General features: G+C 72.1%; 25 protein-coding genes and 1 pseudogene. 15 read left to right on the top strand and 11 right to left on the bottom strand.

What is annotated here, in order from left to right:
- Nucleotides 1-31: 31 nt before the first annotated feature.
- Nucleotides 32-1,162, bottom strand: a complete 1,131-nt coding sequence (locus tag JT723_RS20195; RefSeq protein WP_205046115.1) for a peptidoglycan recognition protein family protein — start codon at nt 1,160-1,162, stop codon at nt 32-34.
- 258 nt (nt 1,163-1,420) lie between these two features.
- Here JT723_RS20195 and JT723_RS20190 point away from each other — a divergent pair, with 258 nt between their 5' ends.
- The 3 genes from JT723_RS20190 (at nt 1,421) to JT723_RS20180 (ending at nt 2,919) form a co-directional block, all read left to right on the top strand.
- A complete protein-coding gene (locus tag JT723_RS20190; RefSeq protein WP_205046114.1) occupies nt 1,421-1,669 on the top strand; it encodes a DUF6480 family protein in 249 nt (82 codons plus the stop codon).
- 131 nt (nt 1,670-1,800) lie between these two features.
- Nucleotides 1,801-2,238: a universal stress protein gene (locus tag JT723_RS20185; RefSeq protein WP_205046113.1), complete on the top strand. Its 438-nt coding sequence runs from the start codon at nt 1,801-1,803 to the stop codon at nt 2,236-2,238.
- A 111-nt stretch (nt 2,239-2,349) separates the two neighbouring features.
- Complete coding sequence (locus tag JT723_RS20180) at nt 2,350-2,919, top strand: DUF3558 family protein (RefSeq protein WP_205046112.1); 570 nt, start codon at nt 2,350-2,352, stop codon at nt 2,917-2,919.
- A 109-nt stretch (nt 2,920-3,028) separates the two neighbouring features.
- On the opposite strand, the gene JT723_RS20175 is transcribed toward JT723_RS20180, so the two are convergent.
- Entirely contained in the window at nt 3,029-3,442 is a 414-nt protein-coding gene (locus JT723_RS20175) for a PPOX class F420-dependent oxidoreductase (RefSeq protein ID WP_240165897.1), read from the bottom strand.
- Nucleotides 3,443-3,777: 335 nt separating this feature from the next.
- Between JT723_RS20175 and JT723_RS20170 the strand changes: the two genes are divergently transcribed.
- The 4 genes and pseudogenes from JT723_RS20170 to JT723_RS20160 all read left to right on the top strand — a co-directional run bounded on the left by JT723_RS20170 (nt 3,778) and on the right by JT723_RS20160 (nt 12,106).
- Nucleotides 3,778-4,512, top strand: coding sequence for an RICIN domain-containing protein (locus JT723_RS20170; protein WP_205046111.1), 735 nt, complete (start codon nt 3,778-3,780; stop codon nt 4,510-4,512).
- 302 nt (nt 4,513-4,814) lie between these two features.
- A pseudogene (locus JT723_RS20165) lies at nt 4,815-7,178 on the top strand (GH92 family glycosyl hydrolase); the annotation flags it as partial.
- 39 nt (nt 7,179-7,217) lie between these two features.
- Nucleotides 7,218-8,090 (top strand): beta-sandwich domain-containing protein, encoded by an 873-nt coding sequence (locus JT723_RS36600; protein ID WP_491697045.1) that lies wholly within the window; start codon nt 7,218-7,220, stop codon nt 8,088-8,090.
- A gap of 47 nt (nt 8,091-8,137) precedes the next feature.
- A complete protein-coding gene (locus JT723_RS20160; RefSeq protein WP_205046109.1) occupies nt 8,138-12,106 on the top strand; it encodes a GH92 family glycosyl hydrolase in 3,969 nt (1,322 codons plus the stop codon).
- Between the two features lie 61 nt (nt 12,107-12,167).
- Here JT723_RS20160 and JT723_RS20155 read toward each other — a convergent pair whose 3' ends face one another.
- On the bottom strand, nt 12,168-12,785 hold the full coding sequence (locus JT723_RS20155) for a GOLPH3/VPS74 family protein (RefSeq protein ID WP_205046108.1): 618 nt from the start codon (nt 12,783-12,785) through the stop codon (nt 12,168-12,170).
- A 220-nt stretch (nt 12,786-13,005) separates the two neighbouring features.
- Between JT723_RS20155 and JT723_RS20150 the strand changes: the two genes are divergently transcribed.
- Nucleotides 13,006-13,440: a VOC family protein gene (locus JT723_RS20150; protein ID WP_240165896.1), complete on the top strand. Its 435-nt coding sequence runs from the start codon at nt 13,006-13,008 to the stop codon at nt 13,438-13,440.
- Between the two features lie 59 nt (nt 13,441-13,499).
- Nucleotides 13,500-14,705, top strand: a complete 1,206-nt coding sequence (locus JT723_RS20145) for a PP2C family protein-serine/threonine phosphatase (protein ID WP_205046107.1) — start codon at nt 13,500-13,502, stop codon at nt 14,703-14,705.
- A gap of 37 nt (nt 14,706-14,742) precedes the next feature.
- Here JT723_RS20145 and JT723_RS20140 read toward each other — a convergent pair whose 3' ends face one another.
- Nucleotides 14,743-15,105, bottom strand: a complete 363-nt coding sequence (locus JT723_RS20140; protein ID WP_205046106.1) for a DUF488 domain-containing protein — start codon at nt 15,103-15,105, stop codon at nt 14,743-14,745.
- A gap of 112 nt (nt 15,106-15,217) precedes the next feature.
- Between JT723_RS20140 and JT723_RS20135 the strand changes: the two genes are divergently transcribed.
- Nucleotides 15,218-16,006, top strand: a complete 789-nt coding sequence (locus JT723_RS20135; protein ID WP_205046105.1) for a uracil-DNA glycosylase — start codon at nt 15,218-15,220, stop codon at nt 16,004-16,006.
- A gap of 13 nt (nt 16,007-16,019) precedes the next feature.
- Here the strand turns inward: JT723_RS20135 and JT723_RS20130 are convergent, their stop codons facing one another.
- The 3 genes from JT723_RS20130 to fdxA form a co-directional block, all read right to left on the bottom strand.
- Nucleotides 16,020-16,448, bottom strand: a complete 429-nt coding sequence (locus JT723_RS20130) for a hypothetical protein (protein ID WP_205046104.1) — start codon at nt 16,446-16,448, stop codon at nt 16,020-16,022.
- Complete coding sequence (locus tag JT723_RS20125; protein ID WP_205046103.1) at nt 16,445-17,134, bottom strand: helix-turn-helix transcriptional regulator; 690 nt, start codon at nt 17,132-17,134, stop codon at nt 16,445-16,447. Before JT723_RS20125 ends, JT723_RS20130 begins: the two co-directional genes overlap by 4 nt.
- Before the next feature lie 179 nt (nt 17,135-17,313).
- A complete protein-coding gene (gene fdxA / locus JT723_RS20120) occupies nt 17,314-17,646 on the bottom strand; it encodes a ferredoxin (RefSeq protein WP_205046102.1) in 333 nt (110 codons plus the stop codon).
- An 87-nt stretch (nt 17,647-17,733) separates the two neighbouring features.
- Here fdxA and JT723_RS20115 point away from each other — a divergent pair, with 87 nt between their 5' ends.
- The 3 genes from JT723_RS20115 (at nt 17,734) to JT723_RS20105 (ending at nt 20,339) form a co-directional block, all read left to right on the top strand.
- Nucleotides 17,734-18,114: a cupin domain-containing protein gene (locus JT723_RS20115; protein ID WP_205046101.1), complete on the top strand. Its 381-nt coding sequence runs from the start codon at nt 17,734-17,736 to the stop codon at nt 18,112-18,114.
- Nucleotides 18,115-18,534: 420 nt separating this feature from the next.
- Nucleotides 18,535-19,740, top strand: coding sequence for a HEAT repeat domain-containing protein (locus JT723_RS20110; protein WP_205046100.1), 1,206 nt, complete (start codon nt 18,535-18,537; stop codon nt 19,738-19,740).
- 50 nt (nt 19,741-19,790) lie between these two features.
- Nucleotides 19,791-20,339, top strand: a complete 549-nt coding sequence (locus JT723_RS20105) for a DinB family protein (protein ID WP_205046099.1) — start codon at nt 19,791-19,793, stop codon at nt 20,337-20,339.
- On the opposite strand, the gene JT723_RS20100 is transcribed toward JT723_RS20105, so the two are convergent.
- Together JT723_RS20100 and JT723_RS20095 are read right to left on the bottom strand one after the other, a co-directional pair.
- Nucleotides 20,257-20,832, bottom strand: a complete 576-nt coding sequence (locus JT723_RS20100; protein WP_205046098.1) for a DUF3291 domain-containing protein — start codon at nt 20,830-20,832, stop codon at nt 20,257-20,259. The two genes, JT723_RS20105 and JT723_RS20100, sit on opposite strands and share 83 nt — an antisense overlap.
- Before the next feature lie 509 nt (nt 20,833-21,341).
- Entirely contained in the window at nt 21,342-21,584 is a 243-nt protein-coding gene (locus JT723_RS20095) for a hypothetical protein (protein WP_205046097.1), read from the bottom strand.
- Nucleotides 21,585-22,293: 709 nt separating this feature from the next.
- Here JT723_RS20095 and JT723_RS20090 point away from each other — a divergent pair.
- Nucleotides 22,294-22,767 carry an AAA family ATPase gene (locus JT723_RS20090; RefSeq protein WP_205046096.1) on the top strand — a complete coding sequence of 158 codons (474 nt, stop codon included), beginning with the start codon at nt 22,294-22,296 and terminating at the stop codon, nt 22,765-22,767.
- A gap of 174 nt (nt 22,768-22,941) precedes the next feature.
- Nucleotides 22,942-23,382 carry a VOC family protein gene (locus JT723_RS20085; protein WP_205046095.1) on the top strand — a complete coding sequence of 147 codons (441 nt, stop codon included), beginning with the start codon at nt 22,942-22,944 and terminating at the stop codon, nt 23,380-23,382.
- A 14-nt stretch (nt 23,383-23,396) separates the two neighbouring features.
- Here the strand turns inward: JT723_RS20085 and JT723_RS20080 are convergent, their stop codons facing one another.
- Nucleotides 23,397-24,239 carry an alpha/beta fold hydrolase gene (locus JT723_RS20080; protein WP_205046094.1) on the bottom strand — a complete coding sequence of 281 codons (843 nt, stop codon included), beginning with the start codon at nt 24,237-24,239 and terminating at the stop codon, nt 23,397-23,399.
- Between the two features lie 4 nt (nt 24,240-24,243).
- Nucleotides 24,244-24,861: a dihydrofolate reductase family protein gene (locus tag JT723_RS20075; protein WP_205046093.1), complete on the bottom strand. Its 618-nt coding sequence runs from the start codon at nt 24,859-24,861 to the stop codon at nt 24,244-24,246.
- Between the last annotated feature and the right edge of the window lie 58 nt (nt 24,862-24,919).

Here is a 24,919-nt window from a genome sequence, read left to right as displayed (position 1 = left end):
GCGCCGGGCGGGCGGACCCCTGTGCGGGACCTCAGCGGCAGAAGGCCTCGCGCACCGAGCCGCCGACCACGGCGCACCAGGTGCTCAGGTCGACCTTGCCGTCCGGGGTGAGCCCGTGCAGGTGCTGCATGGACTGGACGGCCTTCATCGTCGCGTGGTCGTACGCGCCGCTGGCCGTCACCTCCGCGTAGCCCTTGCGGGCGAGCATGAACTGCAGCGCGGTGACCGGCAGCCCGGTCGCGTGCTTGTCCAGCGGCGGGGCGAGGGCCTCCCAGGTGGCGGTGTCGAAGGTGGCGTCCGCGGTCACCGGTATGCCGCGGGTGGTCTGGAAGTCGGCGAGCGCGGCGTTCATGTCGTAGCCGAAGACGCCGTCGGCCGTGAGCGCGTACCCGGCGTTGTCCAGCAGGTACTGCCCCACCTGGACGACCGGGCTGTCCACGAAGCGCCAGATGTCGGGCCAGCGCCGCTCGGGCGCCGCCTGCGGGCTGACGCCCAGCTCGTGCAGTACCCGGGTGCGGATCATCGGGAACTGCGCGTAGAAGGCGATGCCCGGGCAGTCGGTCACCCGGAAGTCCCAGTGTCCGAAGATGTCCCAGGCGTTCAGGTCGAACTTGCGGCACACCGCCACGCACAGCTGGACCAGCGAGTCCAGTAGCGCCTCGGGCGGTGTCTCGGTGATGTACGTGCCCTCGTTCTCGATGCCGATGGCGTTGCCGTTCTCGCCGGGACAGTGCGCCGCCACGACCTGGTGCTCGCCCGCCACGAGGGTCTCCAGGCTGCGGTGCCTGCCCTCCATGACGTAGCCGCCCCGGCTGACGGTGAAGTGCTGGCCGGTGTCCGCCCACCCGTTGGTGTCCATGTGCAGGTCCTGGCAGTCCTTCGCGAGCTGGACGGCGTGCTCGCGGGAGTAGTCCGTGACGTTCGGGAACGCCATGTGGTGCAGGATGATCTTGTTCGTCGTGTTGCCGGTGATCTGGATCGGGCTGGACGGCGGCCGGGCGCCCCAGCTGTCGCAGTCGACGATCCAGGGGAACTCGGCCGAGGGCGCTGCCTCGGCGGTCTCGGAGAAGGCGAGTTCGGTGCCGACAACCGCGGCGACCGCGGTTCCCAGTCCGACCCTGAACAGCGTTCGGCGATCCACCTCGTGCTCGTGCAAGGCCATGCATACTCCGCAGTGGACAGTGGGCGGCAACCTCCCGGCTGCCGATGACCCCCGGAGAATATGGAGCCGGAAGGCCTTCGGCCGGGAACTTCTCAAGATTGGGGTCCGCTTGCGGGGAAGATCCCCTTTGCGGCCCCCTTCGCGCCCCGGGACCGCGGACCTTTTGTCCGCATCGCCTGCGCCTGCGCCGCATCGGCTGCGCCGCAGTGGGTAGCCGAGGTGCGTAGCGACTTCCCCGGTACGTATCGGAGGGCCACCATGGCGGTCACCCACCCCGTACATCCCCTGAACCCGCACCTGCCCGACGAGGGCCTGAGCGTTCCGGAGGACGCGGTGCAGCTGGCCGGGCACACCGCGCCCGCCGAGTCCGGCGTCTCCTCACTCGACAGCCCGGAACGCGGCCCGCTCAGCCGCGGCTGGGCCACGGGGCCGATCGTCTGGATCATGCTCGTGGTGGCCGTCTTCGCCGCCGGTGCGCTCGGGATGGCGATCGAACTCATGCTGTGACCGGCCGCTGACTCCTTGTCGCGCACGTGGCGGCCGTCACGTCCGACCTGGGAATTGAACAGGTCGGCGGGCGGCTGTCCCATGCGCGGGCCACGGACCCTGGGGCCCCTTCGGACAAGGAAGTTGATCGCATGTACAAGAACATCCTGGCCGCCGTCGACGGTACGTCCCACGGCGCGGGAGTGCTCGACACCGTGGCCTCGCTCGCCGCGCTCACCGGGGCCTCCGTGCACGTCATCCACATCAGGCCCGCCCAGGTCATCACCGACGGCATCTCCGGCGGCGTCTTCGCCACCGAGGAGCCGGCCGAGGGCCGCCAGGTCGTGGACGAGGCCCTCACCCGGCTGCGCGCCGGCGGCGTGACCGCCGACGGCGAGGTCGACGAGGGCCTGCGCGAGGACCTGGCCGGCATCCTGGTCGACCGTGCCACCGCGCTGGGCGCCGACCTGATCGCCGTCGGCCCCGGCCACTACAGCGGCATCTCCGCCCTCCTCCACAGCAGCGTCAGCCGCGGCGTCGCGAAGTCCGCCCCGGTCTCCGTCCTCCTGGTCCGCACCGACGAGTCCTGACCCGGGCCTCCCGGCCCCGTTCGCTGTTCCGGCCCTCACAACCCGGTTGAACACAAGTACTTCACAGGTCCGGTTCGTCGCGCACGGCTCCGCTGTGCCAGATTGGTCGCCATGCGTATGCGACGGATGGCCGCGGGGGCGGCGACTGTGATCGTGTTGGCGGGGGCCGCAGCGTGCGGGGGCGGGTCGTCCTCGCCGTCGTCGGCGAAGACGGGCAGTTCGACCGGGGGCAAGGCGTCGGCCGGCAGCGGCTTCGGCAAGGGCGGATCGAAGTCGACGGGTTTCAAGGGGATGGACTTCTGCAAGATCCCGACCGACGACTCGCTCATCGCGATCGGGCTCGACACCACCGGGACCCCGAAGGCCACCGACGGCAAGGCAGGCGACGAGGTCTGCGAGTGGTACAGCGGCACCACCCGCCTCGGCTTCTACGGCATCAACAACATGGACGCGGGCACGGCCCAGGACGGCGACGTCCCGGTGACGATCCTCGGCTACCAGGGGTTCACCACCGTCATGGTCGGCAACACCTGCGAGGCGACGATGCAGGTCGGCAAGGACGAACTCGAGGTCCTGGTCGAGAACATCGCCGAGGCCGACAACCTGGCGCTGACCGACGGCAAGGCGTGCGGCGTGGCGAAGGGCTTCACGCAGCAGGTGCTGGCCAAGGTCAAGGCCTGACCCACCGCCCGCCCCCGCAAGCCCACTCCCCAGCGGCGCCGCCCCGGAAGGGTCCGGCGCCGCATTCCGCCTCGGGCGAGCCGGTGTCCGGCGGTGGCCGGACCGGGGGTCACTCGTCGCGTGCCGTCAGGGCGTAGTGCAGGGTCTTCCAGCCCTTCCTGCGGTGCATGAAGGGGACCAGGAAGCCGTGCAGGAAGCGGTACTTGTGGGCCAGGGCCCGCGCGGCACCGGCCGCCTCCTCGCCCTCCAGCCGGGTGGCCGTGGCGTGCATCGCCTCACCCGTGGGCTTCCCCCGCGCGGTCGAGGGGGCGATCTCGACGTCGGGGTTGTTCCGCAGCCGCTTGACCTTCCAGGCCGGCTCGTACGTCCTGAAGTACGCCCGGTCCCCGTCGACGGCGATGCTCACCGGTGTCCCGACGGGCGTGCCGTCCCGCTTGTACGTCGTGAGCAGGATCGTCTTCTGCCTGGTGAACCGCCCGAACGGCGAAGCCGCGCTCGTCATCGGGATGCCTCCGATCTCCATGAGCCCCACCGGTGCGGGCCTCCTGCGAGCACGACGGATGGCGCCCCTCCGTTCGTGACATCGCCCGCCGGCGCGCCCGCGCGAGGGGCCGCCCGTTCCCGCGGAACCATCCGTTTGGCAAATCGCCACCGAACTCCGCATTAACAGGCTAAAACAATTGCGAGACCCGGAAGGAATCCATTTCCCGGCGGGTCGGGAAATCAGTCATTTCCCTCCCCGGTATCGGACAGTCCGCCATTGCGCGGCCGGAGGAATGCGCTCCGCGGCAAGGATGGTCGGCGTTGGGCCGGGAGGGCGGGGAGTCCTCCCGGGGAACTGACAATGGGGAGGGACACATGAGGATCCGGCATGGCCTCACGGGACTGGCCGCGGCGGCGATCCTGGTGACGGGGGCGTCGCTCGCGCCGACCGCCACCGCGGACGACGTCCGCACGCCGGCGGGCGCCGCGCCCGCGAAAGACGCGCACCCGCAGGACCTGAAGACACCCCGCGCCGGCACGCCGGGCGGGCTGACGCTGCACCCCATGGAGGTGCCGCTGTCGTCGCTGCCGGCTGCCACGCAGAAGGCGATGCGGGCTCAGGGGAACGTGACGGAGCAGGACACGATCATCGGCTACCAGATCGTCAACGACAAGTACGGCAAGTGCCTGGACGCCAACGGCTCGGGTTCGACCGCCGGGCAGAACGGCGACAAGGTGCAGTTGTGGGACTGCATCGCCAATCCGTCGAAACTGAACCAGGGCTGGGTTCCCTGGCAGCGGACGAACGGTTACACGGAACTGGTCAATCTCGAATACACCGACCCCGCCATGTGCCTGGATGTGGACACCAGCGGGGGATTCGTGAACGGTGCCAAGGTCCAGCTCTGGCACTGCTTCGGCGACGACGTCAACCACCAGAACCAGTGGTGGAATTACGCGCTCGGCTCCAACACCCCGATACCCGTCCACTGGAACGGCGGCACGAAGGTCCTGGACGCCAACGTCTCCGGCCCGACGGCGGGCCAGAACGGCGACAAGGTCCAGATCTGGGACTACCTCGACGTGGACCAGCAGTTCTGGTACCAGTGACCTCCGCAGGGAAGTGAGCGCACCGGCCGGGCCGGGGTTCCACGTCGGGGAGCCCCGGCCCGGCCGCTTGCCGGCCGCTCCGAGCCGGTCCGCCACCGGCCCAAACAGCGATATGAATCGATTCACTGCCTCTGGTGCCCGCAATTGATTCGCGCTACATCATTGACGCTGCCGAGTACGGAGTACAGGATTCCTCACGGCTCACTCGTACGTCCGGCACCTCAACCCTCAAGCGCGACAGGTGTACTTGACCGTCTGACAACGTTGTCTACAACGTTGTCAGACGGCGGAGAGAGGAAGGTATGGCTCCAAGAACGCAGCGCCTGCGCACCGCCGCCGCGGTCGCGGCCACCGTGCTCCTGGCCGCGGGGGCGGCGATGCTGCCGGCTCAGGCCGAGGCCCAGGCCGGGGCGCAGGCCCAGGCGGCAGGTGCCGCCGGCGGCGGCGACCTCACCCACCTGGTCGACTCCTTCATCGGCACCCAGAACGACGGCAACACCTACCCCGGCGCCGCCGTCCCCTTCGGCATGGTGCAGCTCTCGCCCGACACCGGCCACAACACGGGCTACGACTACAACCAGGACCACATCCGCGGCTTCAGCGCCGTCCACCTGTCGGGCGTCGGCTGCGGACTCGGCGGCGACCTGCCGGTGCTGCCGACGACCGGGGCGGTCACCGCCACCGACGACGCCCAGTACGCGGCCCCGTTCAGCCACGCGGACGAGAGCGCGTCGCCGGGCTACTACAAGGTGGCGCTCGGCACCGGCATCACCGCGGAACTCAGCGCCACCGACCGCACCGGCTGGCAGCGCTACACCTTCCCGGCCACCGACCAGGCCAACGTGCTGCTCAACTCCGGGCAGGCGCTGCACAAGGTCACGTCGAGCACCGTGACGGTGCTCGACGACCGCACCGTCGTCACCGCCATCACCGGCAGCGGCTTCTGTCAGGACACCGTGCCGTACACGGTGTACACCGAGACCCGCTTCGACCGCCCCTTCGCCTCCTACGGCACCTGGAAGGGCACGCAGGTCACCGCGGGCAGCCGCAGTTCGACATCCACCGGGCTCGGCGGCGCCTACGTCCGCTTCGACACCACGCAGGACCGCAGCGTCACCGCGGTCACCTCGCTGTCCTGGGTGGACGCCCGCGGCGCCGCCGCCAACCTCGCCGCCGAGGGCCGCGGCAGTTTCGACCGCACCGCTGCCGCCGCCAAGCAGGCCTGGCAGACCCGGCTGTCGGGGATCCGCGTGCAGGGCGGCACCGACGAGCAGCAGCGCACCTTCTACTCCTCGCTCTACCGCTCCTTCCTCGCCCCGAACATCGGCAGCGACGTGGACGGCCGCTACACCGGCTGGGACGGCAAGGCGCACGCGGGCGACGGCGCGGTCTACTACCAGAACTGGTCGCTGTGGGACACCTACCGCACCCAGCAGCAGCTGCTGTCGCTGCTGGCGCCGCGCGAGTCCCGCGACATGGCGCTGTCGCTGCTGAAGATCGCGCAGCAGAGCGGCAGCCTGCCGCGCTGGGGCTACGCCACCGTCGAGACCAACATCATGACCGGCGACCCGGTCACCCCCTTCCTGGTCGACGCCTACCGCCAGGGCCTGCTCAAGGGCCATGAGGAGGAGGCCTACCGGGCGTTGAAGAAGCACGCCGACACCGTCCCGCCGGCGTCCTCGCCCGCGGCAGGGCGGCAGGCCGACGCCGAGTACCTGGCCGGCGGCTACGTGCCGTACGACCCGGCGCACCCGGGCAAGCCCGGTGACAACGACTTCCAGCACGGTCCTTCGGCGACCCTGGAGTACGCGCTCGCCGACGCGGCGCTCGGCGGCATGGCCCGCGACCTCGGCCACACCGCTGACGCCCGCCGGTACCTGGCCAGGGGGCAGAACTACCGCAACATCCTCGACCCGCGCACCGGCTTCTTCCGCGCCCGGGACACCGACGGCGGCTTCGTCGGCCCGGCGGACCCGGCCGCGAGCACCGGCTTCCACGAGGGCACCGCCTGGCAGTACATGTGGCTGGTCCCGCAGGACGTGCCGGGCCTGGTCGGCCTGATCGGCAGCACCCAGGCCGCCAACGACCGGCTCGACTCCTTCTTCGCCTACGACCAGCTGGTCGCCGACCCCGCGGGCACCGCCCGCAACGTGTGGGTCAACGGCCCGTACTCGTACTACAACCAGGACAAGTACAACCCGCAGAACGAACCCGACCTCAGCGCCCCCTACACCTATCTGTCGACCGGTCAGCCGTGGAAGACCACCGACGTGGTGCACGCGGCGCTGACCCTCTTCACCGACGCGCCCAACGGCGTCACCGGCAACGACGACCTGGGCACCATGTCGGCCTGGCAGGTGCTCTCCGCCATCGGCGTCTACCCGATGACCCCGGGCACCGACCTGTGGGGGCTGTCGACACCGCTGTTCAGCCGGGTCGACGTCACCCTCGACAAGCGCTACTACCCGCACGGCAACCTCACCGTCACCGCGCCCGGCAGCTCCGCGACGGACCGCTACATCCAGTCGGCGCGGCTCGGCGGCCACCAGCTGACCCACACCTACCTGACCACCGGCGACATCAGGGCCGGCAAGGACATCGCGCTCACCGTCGGCGCCTCGCCCTCGGCATGGGGCACCGCGCCCTCCGACGCCCCGCCCGCCCTGGACACGGCGAGCGACACCCAGCGGCGTACCGCGGCGTCGGTGTCGCCCTCACCTGTGGGTGTGCTCGGCGGCGGCACCGCGGCCGACGTGACGGTCTCCGCCGTGCTCACCGCACCGGGCCAGGCGTCCGGCACCGTCACGGTGACCGCGCCCGCCCCGCTGACCGCGGACCCGACGTCCGGCTCCTTCACCGTCACGTCGAACACGCTGCCCGCCACCCACGAGGTGCCGGTGCACATCACCGCACCCGCGGGCACACCCGACGGCACCTACCCGGTCACCGTCGAGGTCAGCCAGGAGAACGGCCCCAGCGTCACCAGGACCGTGCAGGTCTCGGTGACGACGGCGACCTGCGAGGGGACGGCCGGCTCCTGCCCGCAGGACCTGTCGGCGCAGTACGACGTGGACGGCGTCGGCACCGCGGGCGGTACCGGCGCGGACTTCGACGGCACCGGCACCAGCTTCCCCGCCGAGCAGCTGCCCGCACCGGGCACGGGCGTGCTCGACGGGCGCGCCTACGCCTTCCCCGACACCGCGGGCAGCGCGCCCAACTTCGCCACCGCCCACGGCCAGACCCTGCCGCTGGTGCGGCGCACGTACTCAGCCCTGGACGTGCTGCTCACCGCCCACCACGGCGACGTGTCCGGCACCGCCACCGTCCACTACGCCGACGGCACCACCGCCGACGTCGCGCTGAACGCCACCGACTGGGCGGCGGGCGGCCCCCGGCTCGGCGAGGACACCGCGATCCACGCCGACACCCGCTACAACAGCGCCGGCGCCCGCGACGGGGTCGGCGTGAGCATCTGGCACGTCGCCCTCCCGCTGGACCGCACCAGGACCGCGGTCTCCCTCACTCTTCCCGACGACACCCGGCTGGCCCTGTACGCGGTCAGCGGGCGTGACGCATGAGGCAGTCCGAGCAGCAAACCGGAGCCGCAAGGAGAAAGGCAACACCCATGAGACGTGGCCCACTGCGCCGCACCCTCACCAGAACCGCGCTGGCAGGTGCGGTCTCGATGGCCCTGACCGTGCCCGCGGCCGTGCTCGCGCACGCGGACACCACGGGGCCGGGCGGCGGCGCCCCCGCCTTCACGACGTCCTTCGAGTCCGGCGACAAGCAGCCGACCTGGACCGACACCGCAGAGACCGACGCCAAGGGCGACCCGGAGGTCTCCGGGGTCACCGCGGGCACCCTGCCGGTGCTCGCCGGCAGCATCAAGGACTCGATCGCCGCGGTCACGGCCAGTTCCGACAACCCGCCGAACGAGATCGCCAAGAACGCCGCAGACGAGGACCCCAACACCAAGTGGCTGACCTTCGCCAGCACCGGCTGGGTGCAGTACCAGCTGTCCGCGGACGTGACGGTCAAGAAGTACGCGCTCACCTCGGCGAACGACTCGCCTGAGCGCGACCCGAGGGACTTCACCCTCCAGGGCTCGGCCGACGGCACCGACTGGACCACCGTCGACACCCGCAGCGGGGTGAAGTTCAGCGGCCGGTTCAAGAGCAACATCTACGACGTCGCGAACCCCGGCGCGTACCGCTACTACCGGCTGAACGTCACCGCGAACACCAGCGGCAACATCGTCCAGCTCGCCGACCTGATCCTGTCCGACGGCTCCGCGCCGCCGCCGCCCGTCTCCGGCATGACCACCGAGATCGGGGCGGGTCCCTCCTCGGGTCCCAACGTCAAGCCCAGCGTCGGCTTCAGCGGTCTGAAGGCCCTGGAGTACGCGGGCAGCCACACCCAGGCCGGCGCCGTGCACGCGTACAACAAGCTCTACGACGTGCACATCCCGGTGAAGCGCGACACGCAGCTGTCGTACGACATCTTCCCCGAGCTGACCGGCGGCGACCTGGCCTACCCGAGCACGTACGCCTCGATCGACCTGCACTTCACCGACGGCAGCTACCTCAGCAGGCTGCGCACCCCGGCGCAGGACCAGAACGGCGTCCCGCTGACCCCGAACGGGCAGGGCGCCGCCAAGATCCTCTACGCCTCGCAGTGGAACGCCGTCGCCGCCGACATCGGCAAGGCCGCAGCCGGCAAGACGATCGACCGCATTCTGCTCGGCTACGACAACCCGGCAGGCAGCGCGGCAGCAGGTGCGAACACCCAGTTCAAGGGCTGGATCGACGACCTGGTCATCGGCAGCGCGCCGGCCCGCGACCGTTCGGCGAGCTACGCCGAGCACGTCGACACCCGGCGCGGCACCAACGCCTCCGGCTCCTTCTCCCGCGGCAACAACCTGCCGCTGACGGCCGTGCCGAACGGCTTCAACTTCTTCACGCCGGTCACCGACGCGGGCTCGACCAGCTGGGAGTACAGCTACGCGGCCCAGAACAACGCCGACAACCTGCCCACGCTCCAGGCGCTCGGCATCAGCCACGAGCCCAGCCCGTGGATGGGGGACCGCGACACCTTCCAGGTGATGCCGTCCGCGGCGGCCGGCACCCCCGACCTGAACCGCGGCAAGCGCGCGCTGGCCTTCGAGCACAACAACGAGGTGGCCCAGCCGCACTACTACGGCGTCACCTTCACCAACGGCATCAAGGCCGAGATCGCACCCACCGACCACGCCGCCGAATTCCGCTTCACCTTCCCCGGCGACACCGGTGACCTGCTCTTCGACAACGTCAACAACAGCGGCGGCCTCAGCTTCGACGCGGCCGCAGGCACCCTGGACGGCTACTCCGACGTCAACACCGGCGGCGGCGAGGCCGCGACCCGGATGTACGTGCACGGCGAGTTCGACCGCGCCCCCGGCACGGCCGCCAAGGTCACCGGGCAGGGCCGCGACAACGTCACCGGCTACGCCCAGTTCGACACCTCGGGCTCCAGGACGGTGACGATGCGGATCGCCACCTCCTTCATCAGCGCCGACCAGGCGAAGAAGAACCTGGACCTGGAGATCCCCGCAGGCACGTCCTTCGACGCGGTCAAGAAGAGCGCCGAGCGCCAGTGGAACGCCAAGCTCGGCAAGGTCGAGGTCCAGGGCGCCAGCGACGACCAGCTCACCACGCTGTACTCGAACCTGTACCGGATGAACCTGTACCCCAACTCCGGTGCGGAGAACACCGGTACGGCCGCCAAGCCGGTCTACCGGTACGCCAGCCCCTTCTCCCCGGCCACCGGCCCCAGCACACCCACCCAGACCGGCGCGAAGATCGTCGACGGCAAGGTGTACGTCAACAACGGCTTCTGGGACACCTACCGCAGCGAGTGGCCCGCCTACTCCCTGCTGGAGTCCGACACCGCCGGTGAACTCGCCGACGGCTTCGTGCAGCAGTACAAGGACGGCGGCTGGACCGCCCGCTGGTCCTCGCCGGGCTACGCCGACCTGATGACCGGCACCAGCTCCGACGTGGCCTTCGCCGACGCCTTCGCCAAGGGCGTCGACAACTTCGACGCCAAAGCGGCCTACGAGGCGGCCGTCAAGAACGCCACCGTCGTCCCGACCGCCGGCGGCGTCGGCCGCAAGGGCCTGAGCACCTCGGTCTTCAACGGCTACACCAGCACCTCCGTCGACGGCAGCGTCTCGTGGTCGCTCGACGGCTACATCAACGACTACGGCATCGGCATGATGGCCGCCCGGCTCGCCAAGGCCCCGCACACCTCCGTGGCCGACCGCGACCGCTACCAGGAGGAGTCGGCGTACTTCCTGGGCCGCGCCCAGAACTACACCACCTTGTTCAACCCGGGTGTCGGCTTCTTCGAGGGCCGCAAGGCCGACGGCTCCTGGCGCGTCCCGGACGCCTCCTACGACCCGCAGCAGTGGGGCAACGAGTACACCGAGACCAACGCCTGGAACTACGCCTTCACCGTCCCGCAGGACCCGAACGGCCTCGCCGCGCTCTACGGCGGCCAGAAGGGCCTGGAGAAGAAGCTCGACGCCTTCTTCGGTACCCAGGAGACCGCCGACGGCGACGCGGGCGGCTACGGCGGCACCATCCACGAGATGCTGGAGGCCCGCGACGTCCGGATGGGCGAACTGGGCATGAGCAACCAGCCCTCGTTCGGCATCCCCTACATGTACGACTACGCCGGTGCGCCCGCCAAGACGCAGGCCGCCGTCCGCGAGATCCAGCAGCGGCTGTTCACCGGCAGCTCGATCGGCCAGGGCTACCCGGGTGACGAGGACAACGGTGCCACCGCCACCTGGCAGGTCTTCAGCGCGCTCGGCATCTACCCGCTGCAGGTCGGCAACGACAACTACGTGATCGGCTCGCCGCTGTTCACCAAGGCCACCGTCCACCTCGACAACGGCCGCGACATCGTCGTCAACGCCCGCAACAACAGCCGCAGCAACGTCTACGTGCAGTCGCTCAAGGTCAACGGCAAGAGCTGGGACAAGGTCTACCTCACGCAGGCCCAGCTGTCGGCCGGCGCGGTGCTCGACTTCACCATGGGCGCCAAGCCGTCGGCGTGGGGCACCGGCAAGAACGCCCTGCCGCCGTCCCTGACCCCCGCGGGCAGCACGCCCGCCCCGCTCGCCGACACCACGGGCACGGGCCTCGGTGCGGGCAGCGCCGCCGACGGCACGGACGTCGCCGGCCTGTTCGACAACACCTCCGCCACCCAGGTGAACCTGCCCGGCGCCACCCCCGCCGTCACGTACGCCTACACCGGTAGCGACGGCAAGGCGGCCACGGGCAAGAAGGCGACCTTCTACACCCTCACCTCGGGCAGCACCGCCGCCGCCCGCGACCCGAAGAGCTGGCAGCTCCAGGGCTCCACCGACGGCGTGCACTGGCGGACCCTCGACACCAGGAGCGGCCAGGCCTTCACCGACCGGCTGCAGACCCGGCCGTTCGAGATCGCCCACCCCGGCGCGTACACCTCCTACCGGCTGGTGGTGACCGCCAACAACGGTGACCAGGACACCACCTCGATCGCGGAGGTGGAGCTGCTGGCCCACAGCTGACGCAGCGCACGAGCCGGGTCCCGCCGCACACGGCGGGACCCGGCTCCGTACTGCTCGCCGCCTATTCGCCGCGCCAGACGTTGTCGAAGGCGGCCTGCTCGATCTCCCGGCGCTGCCTGACCGCGTCCAGCTCGGTGACCGCGTCGCCGACCGTCGCCAGCACCGCCACCACCGCCTCGTCACCGATCGCCCTGGTCTGCGCCGCGTCCTCACGGATGCCCAGCGTCGCCGCCAGCGCCGCGAGCACCGGCTCGCCCGACTCCCAGCGCTCCGCGGCACGCCGCCTGGCCGGGGTGTCGGTCAGCTCCGCGGGACCCGGGCGGCCCGGCAGCAGCTTCCGCCGCCGGCGGGAGACCTGCCCGTCGGACTCCATCACGGCCAGATACGCCCCCGACAGCGCCTTGCCCCTGCGCCACAGCCAGTCCTCGACCGACTCGTACGGCAGCTGCCGCACCAGCGCCGCCGCGGCCTCGGCCAGCAGCTCGTCGCCGGGCGTGCGCCCCACACCCGGCACCAGCAGGTCGCCGTCCAGCGACACCAGGCCCTCGCCCAGCAGGTCGACCAGCTCGGCGCCCGCCAGGGCCAGCGACAGGTCGCCCGCCTCCACCGGCCGGTTCGACTGCACATCCATGGCGACGATCAGCAGGTCCCGCGGTGTGGTCGTGGACAGTGCGGTCATGAGCGGCTCCCCATCAGCAGTGCGGCCGGCCGGGCGCAGACGACCCGGCAGGGCGTGCCACGTACGTCCCCCACAGCACCGACGGTAACGCCGCCCGCGACCGCCCGCGGCCCGCCCGCCGTCCCGCGACGCGGCGCGGCCGCCGTACCGAGCGCCCGCTTGCGGTGGCCTGTAGCGTGAGGAGGAGGATTTCCGGCGGTGAGCGGACAAGGGGCTCTGCATGGGATCGGATGCGGCCGGCCGCGGGCCGAAGCTGGCCTCCGTGGTGGTCTTCGTCCGCGACCTCGACCGGTCGGCGGACTTCTACCAGGAGCTGCTGCTGATGCGGGTCGCGGTCCGCACCTCCACGGCCGTGCTGCTGGTCGGCACCGACGACACGCAGGTCTACCTGCGCGTCATGGGCGCCGGCAGCGAGCACCCGCTGGGCGCGATCGGCGTGCAGTACGTGATCTGGACCGCCGACAGCTCCGAGGACCTCCAGCGGTGCGAGCGGCTGCTCAAGGAGCGCGACGCCCACATCGCCTCCAGGGAGACCGGTGACGGCGTCACGGTGGTCGAGGGCCGCGACCCCGACGCACTGCCCCTGGTCATCGCCTACCCCGGGCCGCACGCCACGGACCGGCAGGAGATCATGGCGCGGATCTACGCCTGGTGACCCCCGGCGGCAGGGCTTTCCGGGGCCGGGCGGCCGGCGTCAGGTGAGGAGGTGCGGGCATGGCCGATGACACCGGGCACGCAGGCCCGCGCCGGGACGCGCCGACGGCCGAGCTGGAGGAGCAGCTGCGCCGGCTCACCGCGGGCCAGCGCCGGCAGCGCCGGCTGCTGGAGGCCGTCGTGGCCATCAGCGCCGACATGGACATGCGCAGCGTGCTGCACCACATCGTCAGGGCGGGCACCGAGCTGATCGACGCCCGCAGCGGCACCCTCGGGCTGCTCGGCGAGGACGGCGCCGTCGTCGACCTGATCACGGTCGGCGCACACGAGCAGCCGTCGGACGCACCGCCCGGCCACCCGGTGGACCGCGAGGTGCTGGGCGTACCGCTGACCGTCCGCGGCACCGTCTACGGCAACCTGTGCCTGTCGGGCAAGAAGGACGGCACGGCCTTCACCGACGACGACGAGACGCTGCTGACCGCGCTGGCCAGCGCCGCGGGCGTCAGCATCGAGAACGCCAGGCTCTACGAGCGGCTGAAGTACACCACCGAGCAGTTCCAGCGCCGCATGCTGCCCGACCTGCCCGACCTCGGCCCCGTCGAGGTGCGGGCGCGCTACCAGCCGGCCTCCGAGCTGCCCAAGCTCGGCGGCGACTGGTACGACGTCCTGGTACTGCCCGACGGCGTGCCCTGCGTCATCGTCGGCGACGTCACCGGGCACGACCCCGGGGTCGCCCCCGTCATGGGCCAGTTCCGCAACATGCTGCGCGCCCTCGCCCACGACCGGGGCGGGCCGCCCGGGGTGATCGTCTCCAAGCTGGACGACGTCGTCGGCACCCTCGACGACCCGCCCGCGGCCACCCTGGTGCTGGGCCGCCTGGAGGAGAGCCGCCCCGGCGAGTACCTCTTCCGCTGGACCAACGCCGGGCACCCGCCGCCGCTGCTCATCCACCAGGACGGCACCGCCGGCTACCTCGCGCCGCCCCGGCACGGCATCCCGGTCGGCGTCGACCCCCGGCTGCCGCGCCCGGACCACGAGCACATGCTGCCGCCGGGCAGCACCCTGCTGCTGTTCACCGACGGGCTGGTCGAACGCCGCGACCGGGACATCGACGAGGGCCTGCGGGCACTCGCCGAGCAGGCCGGGAGGCTCGCCGGGGCGCCGCTCGACGTGCTGTGCGACGAGGTCATCGCCAACCACGGCCAGGTCTTCGACGACGACGTGGCAGTGCTGGTGGTGCGGGTGCCGCCGCGGACGGGCGACTGAGGGCCGAGCGTGAGGTCCGGCCTCGTGCGGTGGCTGCCTAGTGCTCGTCGCTCAGCCAGCCGGCCAGCACCGCGGCCTGGCTGCGGTCCAGGTCCTTGGTCGCGGTGAGCAGCGTCAGCCGCCCCCGGCCGGCGAGGTCGCGCAGGTGCTCGGCGGCGGTGCGGTGCTCGGAGTCGCGCAGCTCGGCATGGTAGCGGCGGCGGAATTCGGGGAAGCGCTCCGGCTCGTGGCCGTACCAGCGGCGCAGGTCGGTCGAGGGCGCCACGTCCCGCAGCCACTCGTCCAGGTGCGCGTCATCCTTGCGCATCCCGCGCGGCCAGACCCGGTCCACCAGCACCCGCGTACCGTCCTGCGGCGTCGGGTCCTCGTAGACTCGGCGGCAGGTGATCGACTCGGCCATGGCGCGCACCACCTTTCCCTGACGGGCAGCCCCGGCGGAGTGTTCATCTTACCGGCGCAGGCCGCCCGCGGCCGGTCGCGCACGGCCCGGCGGGGGAGAGGCGGACGAGCGGATGGCACCCGGCGGCAGTGGCGCGTACGACCCCGGCGACCTCGGTTTCCCCGTGGCGGCCGCCGCCCGCGCCGCCGGAGTGCCCGCGCTGGACGAGGCGGTGACCGGCTGCCGGGCCTGCCCGCGGCTGGTCGCCTGGCGCGAGGAGGTCGGCCGGGTCAGGCGGCGGGCCTACGCGGACCAGACGTACTGGGCCAGGCCCGTGCCCGGCTTCGGCCCGCAGGACGCCCCGCTGGCCGTCGTCGGCCTCGCCCCCGCCGCGCACGGCGGCAACCGCACCGGGCGGATGTTCACCGGCGACCCCTCGGGCGACGTGCTCTACGCCGCCCTGCACGCGGTGGGCCTCGCCTCCCGCCCGACAGCGGTGGACCGGGCCGACGGCCTGGAACTGCGCGGCGTACGCATCACCGCCCCCGTGCACTGCGCCCCGCCCGACAACCGGCCCACCACGCAGGAACGCGACACCTGCCGCCCCTGGCTCGCCCGCGAATTCCGGCTGCTGCGCCCGACATTGCGGGCCGTCCTGGTACTCGGCGGCTTCGGCTGGCAGGCCCTGCTGCCCGTGCTGGCCGACGCGGGCTGGCTGCTGCCCCGCCCCCGCCCGGCCTTCGCCCACGCCGCCCACGTCACGCTGCGGGCCGCGGAAGGTGACGCGGTCCTGCACCTCTTCGCCAGCTACCACCCGAGCCGGCGCAACATCTCCACCCGGACGCTGACGCCCGCGATGCTCCGCGGCGTCCTGCACACCGCGGCGCTCACGGCGGGCCTGCCCGCTGCTGCTGCCGGCTGAGTACCGCCGTCTGCTACGCCGCGAGCAGGGCGACGCCCAGGACGACCAGCAGCACGACCTTGGCCAGCTCCAGGCCCACATAGGCCAAGTGGCCGCGGGAGCGCGGCAGTTCCTCGCCCGCCAGCACCCGGTCGGAGCGGCGGCCGAGCCGGCGGCGTACCACCCCGACCTGCACCGCCAGCAGGACCAGCACCGCGACGGCGGGGCCGAGGACACCCGCCGGGGCGCCGCCGGCCAGGACCGCGGCGAGCACCACCGCGGCCAGCACCGCCTCGACGGAGTTCAGCGCACGGAAGACCAGCCGCCCGATGCCCAGCCCGACCGGCACGGTCACCCCCGGGGCGCGGAATTTCAGCGGCGTCTCCAGGAAGGAGATCGCCAGCACCATCCCGAGCCATATGAAGGTCACCGCGGTGGCGGTCGCCGCCCATGTCGTGTTCACCGTGCTGCTCCTGCGGGTCGGTCGGGGGGTGGGACGGGGGCGAGTTCTGCGAGGCAGGAGTCGGGTTCGGCGAAGGGGCGCAGGGCTGTCGCGGTCAGCGGGGCGTCCAGTGCGGCCAGTGCGCCCTGCATCAGGCCCAGGTGCACCGAGCACACCACCTGGCCGTACTCCTCGGCGAGTTCGAGGAAGGGGCAGTGCCGCAGCCGGATCAGGCCGGGCGCCCCGTCCTCGCCGGCCTCCTGCGCCGGTGCGAAGCCGAGGTCGGACAGCAGCGCGGTGAGCCGGTCCGCCGACTCCGCCGCGCCGGGCCGGCGGAAGGGCGGCATCGGGTCGACCAGGAAGCGGCCCCACTCGCGGCCCGCCGCGGTGGCCTCGCCCGCCGCGCACTCGCCGATGGACGCGAGCCTGCTGACCAGCACCTGGGCCAGCAGGCGGTAGCTCCTGGTGCCGCTGCGGTCCATGCCCGGGCGGGGCGCGTAGACCGTACGCGGGCGCCCGGGTCCCGCCGGCTGCTCCACCCGCTGGTGGACCGCCCCCTGCGCGATCAGCGCGTCCAGGTGGAAGCGGACGGTGTTGGGGTGGACGCCGACCTGCTCGGCGACCTCCGCCACGCCCAGCGGCCCGGCGGCGGCGCGCAGCACGTCGAGGACCTCCCGGCGCCGCGGGCTCACCTGCGCGCCCGCCACCTCAGCCCTCCCTGTCCATGGTCGGTCTTCCTCCTTGCTTCCTTCGTGGACGGCCTCGTTCCTCGGCCGGCCGCTGCGGAAGCTCGCTCGTCAGCCCTCCGTCTGCATGGTCGGTCTTCCTCCTTGCTTCCTTCGCGGACGGCCTCGTTCCTCGGCCGGCCGCTGCGGAAGCTCGCTCGTCAGTCCTCACTGCCGCCGCCCTGCGGCGGGAGCGCGGCGACCAGCGGGTGGTCGCGGTCGACCGGGCCGAGCCGGGAGGCGCCGCCGGGGGAGCCGAGTTCGTCGAAGAACTCCACGTTCGCGGCGTAGTAGCCCTGCCACTCGGCGGGCACGTCGTCCTCGTAGAAGATCGCCTCGACCGGGCAGACCGGCTCGCACGCCCCGCAGTCCACGCACTCGTCGGGGTGGATGTAGAGCGAGCGCCGGCCCTCGTAGATGCAGTCCACGGGGCACTCGTCGATGCACGCCTTGTCCTTGACGTCCACGCAAGGCTGCGCGATCACATACGTCATGCGACCACCCTCCTGCCTCCTGGGCTTTTTCACGAATCCTACATGTAATAATTGCCGCCAGAGCATCCGGCAGCGAGGGAGCCCACCATGACGGCGCAAGTGCTGTGCGACACCAGGGCGCTGACCGTGGCCTCCGGCGGGGCGGCGACCGGCGTGCTGTGGAAGCTGGCCGAGCCCGGCCGCCAGCTCGACGCCAACCTCGTCCACCTCGCCCCCGGCGAGCACATCGCCGCGCACGCCGAGCCCGAACTCGACGTCCTGGTCCTCGTCGTGTCCGGCTCCGGCACGCTCGGGGCCGGGCCGGAGGACCGGGAGCCGGGGCCGGGCGAGCTGCTGCCGCTCGGGGAAGGCGCCCTCGGCTGGCTGCCGCGCGGCTCGACCCGGGAGATCCGCGCGGGCGCGGACGGCCTGGACTACCTGACCGTCCACACGCGCCGGCCGGGCATGCAGATCAGGTCCAGGACCTGAGGTCACGCGGGCCTCGGCCGCCGGTGACGGGACGCCCGGTGTCGCCGCCGTCGACCCGACGACGGCAGGTTTAGGCCGTGTTTTGGAAGTAGCGCCGTCCGCCCACAGGGCGGGCCCCGCGGCGTCTGGTGCGTGCGATCGCAAGGCGGAGGGTCGTCCTCGTAGTGGGCCTGCTCGGACGACTCCGACAACGCAGCGAGCGTGCGTGCCAGGCGCCGCGGGGCAGGCGGGACTTCCACAACACGGCCTAACCACAACATCCGCCGGACGGACGGCAGTCGGCGGGGCCTCCGCCCCCTCGCCGGCTCCCCCTTCCGGCCGCGAAGGGCTCGGCGCCGTGCCCGCCGGACGTCCTGCCGGGCGGGCACGCACGCGTCTGCTCCCTCTGGCACCATGGCCCCGGGACCATGGGGGGTGGCGGTGGCCGACGACGTACCGCGGGGGCGGTTCTCCAACGAGGCCGCGACGCGTGCGCCGGAGCTGCCCGCTCTGGACGAGGGCTGGCGGCGCCTGCTGCTCCGCCCGTCGGAAGGCCCCGTGCTGCTGCCCTTCGCCGGCGGGCTGCTCGCCCACCCGGACCCCGGCGTCCGGCTGCGGGCGGTGCATCTGCTCGCGATGCTCGGGAAGCGGGCCGCGCCCTACGCCGACAGACTCGCGGACCTGCTGGGCGACCGCGGCCGGGCCGCCGGGATCGACGGCAGAGTCGGCGACTTCGCCTCCTGGGCGCTGGCCCGCATCGGCGATCCGCGTGCCGTACCCGGCCTGGTCGAGCGATTCCGCGCCTTCGACCGGGAGTTCCGCTCGGGCGGCTGGGTGCTGACGTCCGTGCGACTCCCGTCCCTGAGCGAACTCCTCATCCCCCTGCGGGAGTTCGCCGCCGCGCTGCTGCCCGCCCTGCGCGACCTCGTACGGGACGAGCACGCCGGCCGTACGCAGAGCCTGACCGGCGCCGCCCTGCGGGTGTTCGAGGCGTGGGGCGAGGACGCGCTGCCCGCGCTGCCGGACATCCTGCCGCTCCTCGCCGACCCGCGGTATTCGCTGGGCGCCGCCGACGCGCTGGTGACCATGGGCCCGGGCGCGGCCCCGGCCGAACAGGCGCTGCGCGCCTGCGCCGTACTCGACCACCCGGCCAACCACCTCAAGGTCGCCTGGGCCGCCTGGCGGATCAGCGGCAACGGACCGTCCGTCCTGGAACGCGTCGGCGAAGCGGTGCTGGCTGCCGACCCGCCGGCCTGCGGCCCGGTCTGGTGGCTGACCGACTTCGGCCCGGCGGCGGCACCGTACGCGCACAAGGTGCGCTCCTTCCTGGACCACACCGAAGGCTGGGGCCGCCTGCAGGCGGCTCTGGCCTGGTGGTCGATCACCGGCGAGCCCGCGCCGAGCCTGCGGGCGGTCGAGGACACCCTGCAGGAGATGGCCGCGGGAGGCGACAGCTTCCGCCTCTACGCCGAGGCACTGCGCATCCTCCCCCGCATCGGCGCCACCACCCCGCCCGTCCGCGCCGCCCTGACGGCCACCGCATCCACCGACCGCCACCTGTCCGCGGCCCACGACTACCGCGCCATCCTCCACGACACCCGCCTCCGCCCCGCCCTGGCCACCGCCCTCACCCTCCCCCTGGCCTGAGCCCCCGGCCCTGCCGCCAGCCGGGGCCGCGGTGTCGCTAGGGTGCGGAAATGACAAGAAGCGACCGACTCGCCGACCAGCTGGACCGGCACTGGCAGAAGAACCTGCGGCCGCGGTGGGAGGGGCTCACCGACGAGGAGTACTTCTGGGAGCCGGTGCGCGGGTGCTGGAGCGTACGGCCGCGTGGCGCGTCGGACGCGTCGGCGGGTGCGGGGGAGTGGACGGTGGACTACGCGTCCCCTGCCCCGGAGCCTGCGCCGGTGACCACGATCGCATGGCGCATGGCGCACATCGTCGTCTCCTGTCTGGGCTACCGGGTCGGGTGGCACTTCGGCGGCCAGGACGTCGACTCCGACACGTACCCCTACGCGGGGACCGCCGACGAGGCGCTGAAACAGCTCGACGACATGTACGGGAGATGGAACGCGGGGGTCCGCGAACTCTCCGACGCCGACCTGGAGAACCCGCCCGCGGTGGGTCCCGAGCAATTTCCCATGGAGGGCATCGTCCTGCACGTCAACAGGGAGCTGATCCATCACGGTGCAGAGATCTCCCTGCTGCGTGACCTCTACCGTCGGCAGGAACTCCCTCGGAAGTGAACGACCGGTGGAAGGTGAAGGCGTGCGGCGCGGGACCGTGCTCATGCAGGTGCTCCAGCCGGGAGACCCCGTCCTGCCAGACGGGTGTCACGTCGTCGCCGACCCACCAGAAGACGTAATTCGGGTGCCCTGTCCTCTCGAACCAGTCGTAACGCCGGTTCAGCGCCTCGCGGTGCACACCGGTGTAGATCGCCTCGAAGGCAGGGCGCAGCCCGGCCCACAGCGAGAGCGTCGCGGCCAGCGCGATGGTCTCCACCGTGCGGCCCTTGCCGTACCAGGCCGGTACGGCGAACTCCCCCCACGCGCCCCAGTCCAGCTCGAAGAGCGTGCCCTGACCTCCCTCCGCAGGTTCGGCCCGCGCGAGATACCCGGGCTGCCGGCCGATGTCCGGGTACACGGCCGCGCCGCTGTCGTGGAACTCCCGCATGAGGGGCGCGGGATCGGCGAGCGGCGACTTCAGGACGCCGAATGTGTACAGCGCGAGATGAGGCATGCGTCTCTCCCTGAATGGGGTGCATGGGGTCGGACCCGGCCCGACGGCCGGCCGATGACCAGGTGAAGGTAACGGCCTTCGCGGGAGATGTCGATATTGCGTTTTCCCTGCTCATATGGCCTCCGACGGCGCCAAAACCCGCTGGCGCACCGCGCGCCGACCGGAGAACCTGGTCGATGTGTCAGAACCCGAGTGGATGATGTATCGGTGCGGGTGGGCCGGAAAGGAGGGCTAGGAGACGGTCCTGGTCGTCGAGATCACCCGTGAGGGCTTGGAAGGGGCGCTGGAGGCGGCCCGGCGGCTCCTGCCCGCGGAGCGCCCCTACCCGGCGGGTGACGATCTCCTGGCGCACCTGCGCGCCTGACTGATCGTGGGATCGGTACGGTCGTCGGCGTGCGCTATGTGGCGGCTCACGGCGGCTCACCCACTCCTCCGTACCGGAGAGCGAACCCCGGCGGCACGGACCCGCGCGTTCGTGTGCCGCGGGGCCGTGCCGGGGGCGCGTCAGGTCAGTGCATCCACAGCAGGTACAAGCCGTTGGTGCCGTACTCGCAGATGTAGACCGGGCCGTGGATCGGGGCGTTGGCCTGGGCCTGGGCGACGCAGCTCGCGTAGGTGGGGAAGTAGCCCATGAACATGAAGCCGCTGCCCGGCGGGGGTGAGGCCTGAGCGGCACCGGCGGCGGCGCCCAGCCCGAGGATCACGGTGACGGCGGCGACGGCCGCGCGGGCGAGGATCTTGTGGCGCGCCACCGCCACCGACTCCCTGCCTTCCCCACCGGACCACTGTTCCCACAACCCGCCTGGTGCGAGGAGCGGCTCTGCATGCCGAGTCGGACCAGGGCCGTGCAGTAGTCCCAGCCGTATCCGCGCGGTGCGTCGGACTGCAACTCCCGGTCGATTCCGTTGCGGAGGTCGGCGCGCCGACCGGCTGCGACCAGCCACGAGACAGCCAGGTGGCGCGCCAGCCCCCGGTGTCCAGGAGCGTTTCCAGGTCCTCGACGTCGGCCCTTCGTGCAGACCACCGCAGCCGGTACTGGAAGAGCCGCTGCCGGGGCCGGGGCCAGAACAGGACCCCGCCCCGGAGGTGCAGGTAGCGGCCGCCGTAGCCGACGTAACGCCGGATCAACCGGCTTCGGTAGCGGCTCTCGCGGCTGCCGATCCTGCCGCGGAGAAAACTCGCGGCGTAATCGCGCAGGCCCGACAGGTCGACCCGAACCATCCACGCTGCCGCCCGCAGCCGCGACTCGTCGCGCCGCTGCGGCGACGTGCTCCCATTCCGCCCGCGCCTCACCAGCAGCACCCCTCCGCCGTGTGCCGCCCGAGCGTGCGACGGTTCCGTCGAATCTTCTCGCATACGACGGCGGCGAGGCCTTCTCCGACGACTTCGTGGCCGCCGCGATGATCGACCGCCTCGCCAATCACGCCGAGGCCGCTGCAGGGACTCGCATAGCCTCTGAGTATGGCGAAGGTCTTGATCACCGGCATGTCGGGAACCGGCAAGTCGACGGCACTGGTGCACTTGCGCTCACGTGGGCACAGTACGGTCGACACCGACACGGATGCCTGGAGCCAGTGGGTGACGCTGACAGACGGGTCCACCGACTGGGTCTGGCGTGATCAGGCCATCACCGGCCTCCTCACCGGCCATGCCACCGGCAGCTTGTTCGTCGCCGGCTGCAAATCCGACCAAGGCCAGTTCTATCCGCTGTTCGACCACGTCGTCCTCCTCAGTGCCCCCGCCGAGGTTCTGCTGGCCCGCATCACAGCACGGACCGACAACCCCTACGGCAAGCAGCCCGAAGAACGCGACGCCGTCTTGAATCACCTGGCCATCGTCGAGCCACTGCTGCGGGCCACCGCAACCGCCGAGATCGACGCCACCGCGCCGATCGAGCGCGTCGTCCAGCAACTGGAAGAACTCGCCGGACCTTAATCGCTGAAGGCCGGCCCCGTCCCCCACGAGATCCACGGCCTGTCTTACGTGGCGCCGTCGCTGGTGCGGGTGAGAGTTGGCGGGGGCGGATGTCGAGAACGGGGGCTCGGCTTCGACCCAGGGGCAGTGGCGGCCGACAGCGGCCGCGCGTGCGGACGTGAGGAGAGGCCGGCCATGGCTGTGCAGCGGATGGACAACGTCGGGATCGTCGTCGAGGACATGGACGCCGCCGTCGCGTTCTTCGAGGAGCTGGGGATGGAGCTGGAGGACAGGGGGGAGGTCCAGGGGGGCTTCGCCGACCAGTGCACCGGTCTTGACGGGGTGCACTGCGACATCGCGATGATGCGGACGCCGGACGGCCACAGCCGGCTCGAACTCGCGAAGTACCGCAGTCCCGCGGTGATCAGCGCCGGGCCGCGCAACCGGCCGCACAACATCCTGGGCACGCACCGCGTGATGTTCGCCGTCGACGACATCAAGGACACCGTCGCCCGGCTGCGCCCCCACGGCGGCGAACTCGTCGGTGAGATCGCCCGGTACGAGGACAGCTACCTGCTCTGCTACCTCCGCGGCCCGGAGGGCATCATCGTCGGACTGGCCGAGCAGCTGCACTGACCGGGCGGGACCCGTCAGCCGAGGGCGAGCATCGCGTCGGCCACCTGGGGGACGGCCGCGGCGGGGATCGCGGTGGCGGCCTCCGGGAGGACGAGCAGGCGCGCGCCCGGGATCGCACGGGCGATCGCCTCGCCGTCGGCCACCGGGAAGAAGAGGTTCTCGAGGCCGTGGACGACGAGCGTGGGGACCTTGAGCGCGGGCAGCCGCTCGCGCCAGCGGGGTGCGCAGTCGAGCCGGGAGAAGACCATGCCGAGCTGGTTGGCCATCTGCACCGGGGGCGCGGTGCCGGGCGTACGGTCCCAGATGCGGGCGGCGAGGGCGCGCGCTGCGGCGGGGTCGTCGCCGAGGATCCGCGCCCCGGCGGCGGCGAAGTCCGCGACCGCCTCGCGATCGCCCCAGTCGGGCGTCGTACGCGCGAACAGCCGGCGCATCGCCGCCGCGTCGTGGTCGGGGAGGTCGTCGTCGGGCGGGCCGGGGGCGACGGCGCGGGTGCCGGCCAGGGTGAGCGCCGAGAACGCGCCCGGGTGGTCGAGCGCGGCGACCTGGGCCACCATCCCGCCGACGCCGATACCCGCGAGGTGCGCGGGTCCGCCGCCGAGCGCGTCGACGAGGGCCGCCGCGTCGGCGGCGAGGTCGCGCAGGGTGTACGCGGGCGCCAGCGGATCCGCCGTCGTGGACTCGCCGCTGTCGCGCAGGTCGTAGCGCACCACCCGGCGCCCGCCGGCGACCAGGCGCTCGCAGAGCGCGTCGGGCCAGGACAGCATGGTCGTGCCGCCCGCGAGCAGGACGAGGGGCCCGTCGTCGGCGCCGAAGGACTCGATGCCCAGGTCGATGCCCTGGACGTTGACAGTGGTCATCGGATCACCGCGCGATGTCGTAGGTCAGGTGGGTCGCGGTCGACGTCGCGAGCACGCTCCGCTGTACGAGCGTGTACCGCGCGCCGCCGGTGAACAGCAAAGTCCCCGAACCCAGCACGACGGGCGCGAGGTGCAGTGCCAGTACGTCTACCAGCCCGGCCTCCAGCGCCGAGCCGATCGTGGCGCCGCCGCCCATGAGGACGACGTCGAGGTCCTTGCCGGCCGCGGCGGACGCGGCCTCGGCCCGCTCACGTGCGGCGGCCACGGCATCGGACAGGCCGGTCGTGACGAACGTCCAGTCGAGGTCGGCGGTACGCACCGACTCCGGCGGCGCACTCGTCACGACCACGAACGCGGGCTTTCCCACCTCGCCGGCGCCGTAGCCCGTCCTGTCGTCCCAGCCGCCCGGGCCGTCGACCTGGTCGAACAGGCGCCGCCCGAGGACGACCGCCCCCGAGCGCGCGGTCCCCTCACCCAGGACCCGGCGGTCGTCGGCGTCCTCGGAGAACGCCCACCTGTGCAGAGCCTCGCCCCCGGTGCCCAGCCCGTTGCCCGGGCCGGGGTCGGGGCCGGTGACGAAGCCGTCGAGCGAGACCGAGATGTCAGCGATGATTCGAGTCATGCAGGGCAGACCGCCACCGCCGCCCGAACTCATCGCTCATGCGCCCCCTTTCCCCCGG

Origin of the sequence: Actinacidiphila bryophytorum (assembly GCF_016916835.1) — a bacterium.
Lineage (GTDB): Bacteria > Actinomycetota > Actinomycetes > Streptomycetales > Streptomycetaceae > Actinacidiphila > Actinacidiphila bryophytorum.
The sequence above is the reverse complement of the archived record's forward strand: the minus strand, read 5'-3'. Positions and strand labels throughout refer to the sequence as shown.

Bases quoted from the DNA above. Each gene is read 5' to 3' on its own strand.
- JT723_RS20195 (WP_205046115.1), bottom strand. From the start codon at position 1,162: ATGGCCTTGCACGAGCACGAGGTGGATCGCCGAACGCTGTTCAGGGTC.
- JT723_RS20190 (WP_205046114.1), top strand. From the start codon at position 1,421: ATGGCGGTCACCCACCCCGTACATCCCCTGAACCCGCACCTGCCCGAC.
- JT723_RS20185 (WP_205046113.1), top strand. From the start codon at position 1,801: ATGTACAAGAACATCCTGGCCGCCGTCGACGGTACGTCCCACGGCGCG.
- JT723_RS20180 (WP_205046112.1), top strand. From the start codon at position 2,350: ATGCGTATGCGACGGATGGCCGCGGGGGCGGCGACTGTGATCGTGTTG.
- JT723_RS20175 (WP_240165897.1), bottom strand. From the start codon at position 3,442: ATGGAGATCGGAGGCATCCCGATGACGAGCGCGGCTTCGCCGTTCGGG.
- JT723_RS20170 (WP_205046111.1), top strand. From the start codon at position 3,778: ATGAGGATCCGGCATGGCCTCACGGGACTGGCCGCGGCGGCGATCCTG.
- JT723_RS20160 (WP_205046109.1), top strand. From the start codon at position 8,138: ATGAGACGTGGCCCACTGCGCCGCACCCTCACCAGAACCGCGCTGGCA.
- JT723_RS20155 (WP_205046108.1), bottom strand. From the start codon at position 12,785: ATGACCGCACTGTCCACGACCACACCGCGGGACCTGCTGATCGTCGCC.
- JT723_RS20150 (WP_240165896.1), top strand. From the start codon at position 13,006: ATGGGATCGGATGCGGCCGGCCGCGGGCCGAAGCTGGCCTCCGTGGTG.
- JT723_RS20145 (WP_205046107.1), top strand. From the start codon at position 13,500: ATGGCCGATGACACCGGGCACGCAGGCCCGCGCCGGGACGCGCCGACG.
- JT723_RS20140 (WP_205046106.1), bottom strand. From the start codon at position 15,105: ATGGCCGAGTCGATCACCTGCCGCCGAGTCTACGAGGACCCGACGCCG.
- JT723_RS20135 (WP_205046105.1), top strand. From the start codon at position 15,218: ATGGCACCCGGCGGCAGTGGCGCGTACGACCCCGGCGACCTCGGTTTC.
- fdxA (WP_205046102.1), bottom strand. From the start codon at position 17,646: ATGACGTATGTGATCGCGCAGCCTTGCGTGGACGTCAAGGACAAGGCG.
- JT723_RS20115 (WP_205046101.1), top strand. From the start codon at position 17,734: ATGACGGCGCAAGTGCTGTGCGACACCAGGGCGCTGACCGTGGCCTCC.
- JT723_RS20105 (WP_205046099.1), top strand. From the start codon at position 19,791: ATGACAAGAAGCGACCGACTCGCCGACCAGCTGGACCGGCACTGGCAG.
- JT723_RS20100 (WP_205046098.1), bottom strand. From the start codon at position 20,832: ATGCCTCATCTCGCGCTGTACACATTCGGCGTCCTGAAGTCGCCGCTC.
- JT723_RS20090 (WP_205046096.1), top strand. From the start codon at position 22,294: ATGGCGAAGGTCTTGATCACCGGCATGTCGGGAACCGGCAAGTCGACG.
- JT723_RS20085 (WP_205046095.1), top strand. From the start codon at position 22,942: ATGGCTGTGCAGCGGATGGACAACGTCGGGATCGTCGTCGAGGACATG.
- JT723_RS20080 (WP_205046094.1), bottom strand. From the start codon at position 24,239: ATGACCACTGTCAACGTCCAGGGCATCGACCTGGGCATCGAGTCCTTC.
- JT723_RS20075 (WP_205046093.1), bottom strand. From the start codon at position 24,861: ATGACTCGAATCATCGCTGACATCTCGGTCTCGCTCGACGGCTTCGTC.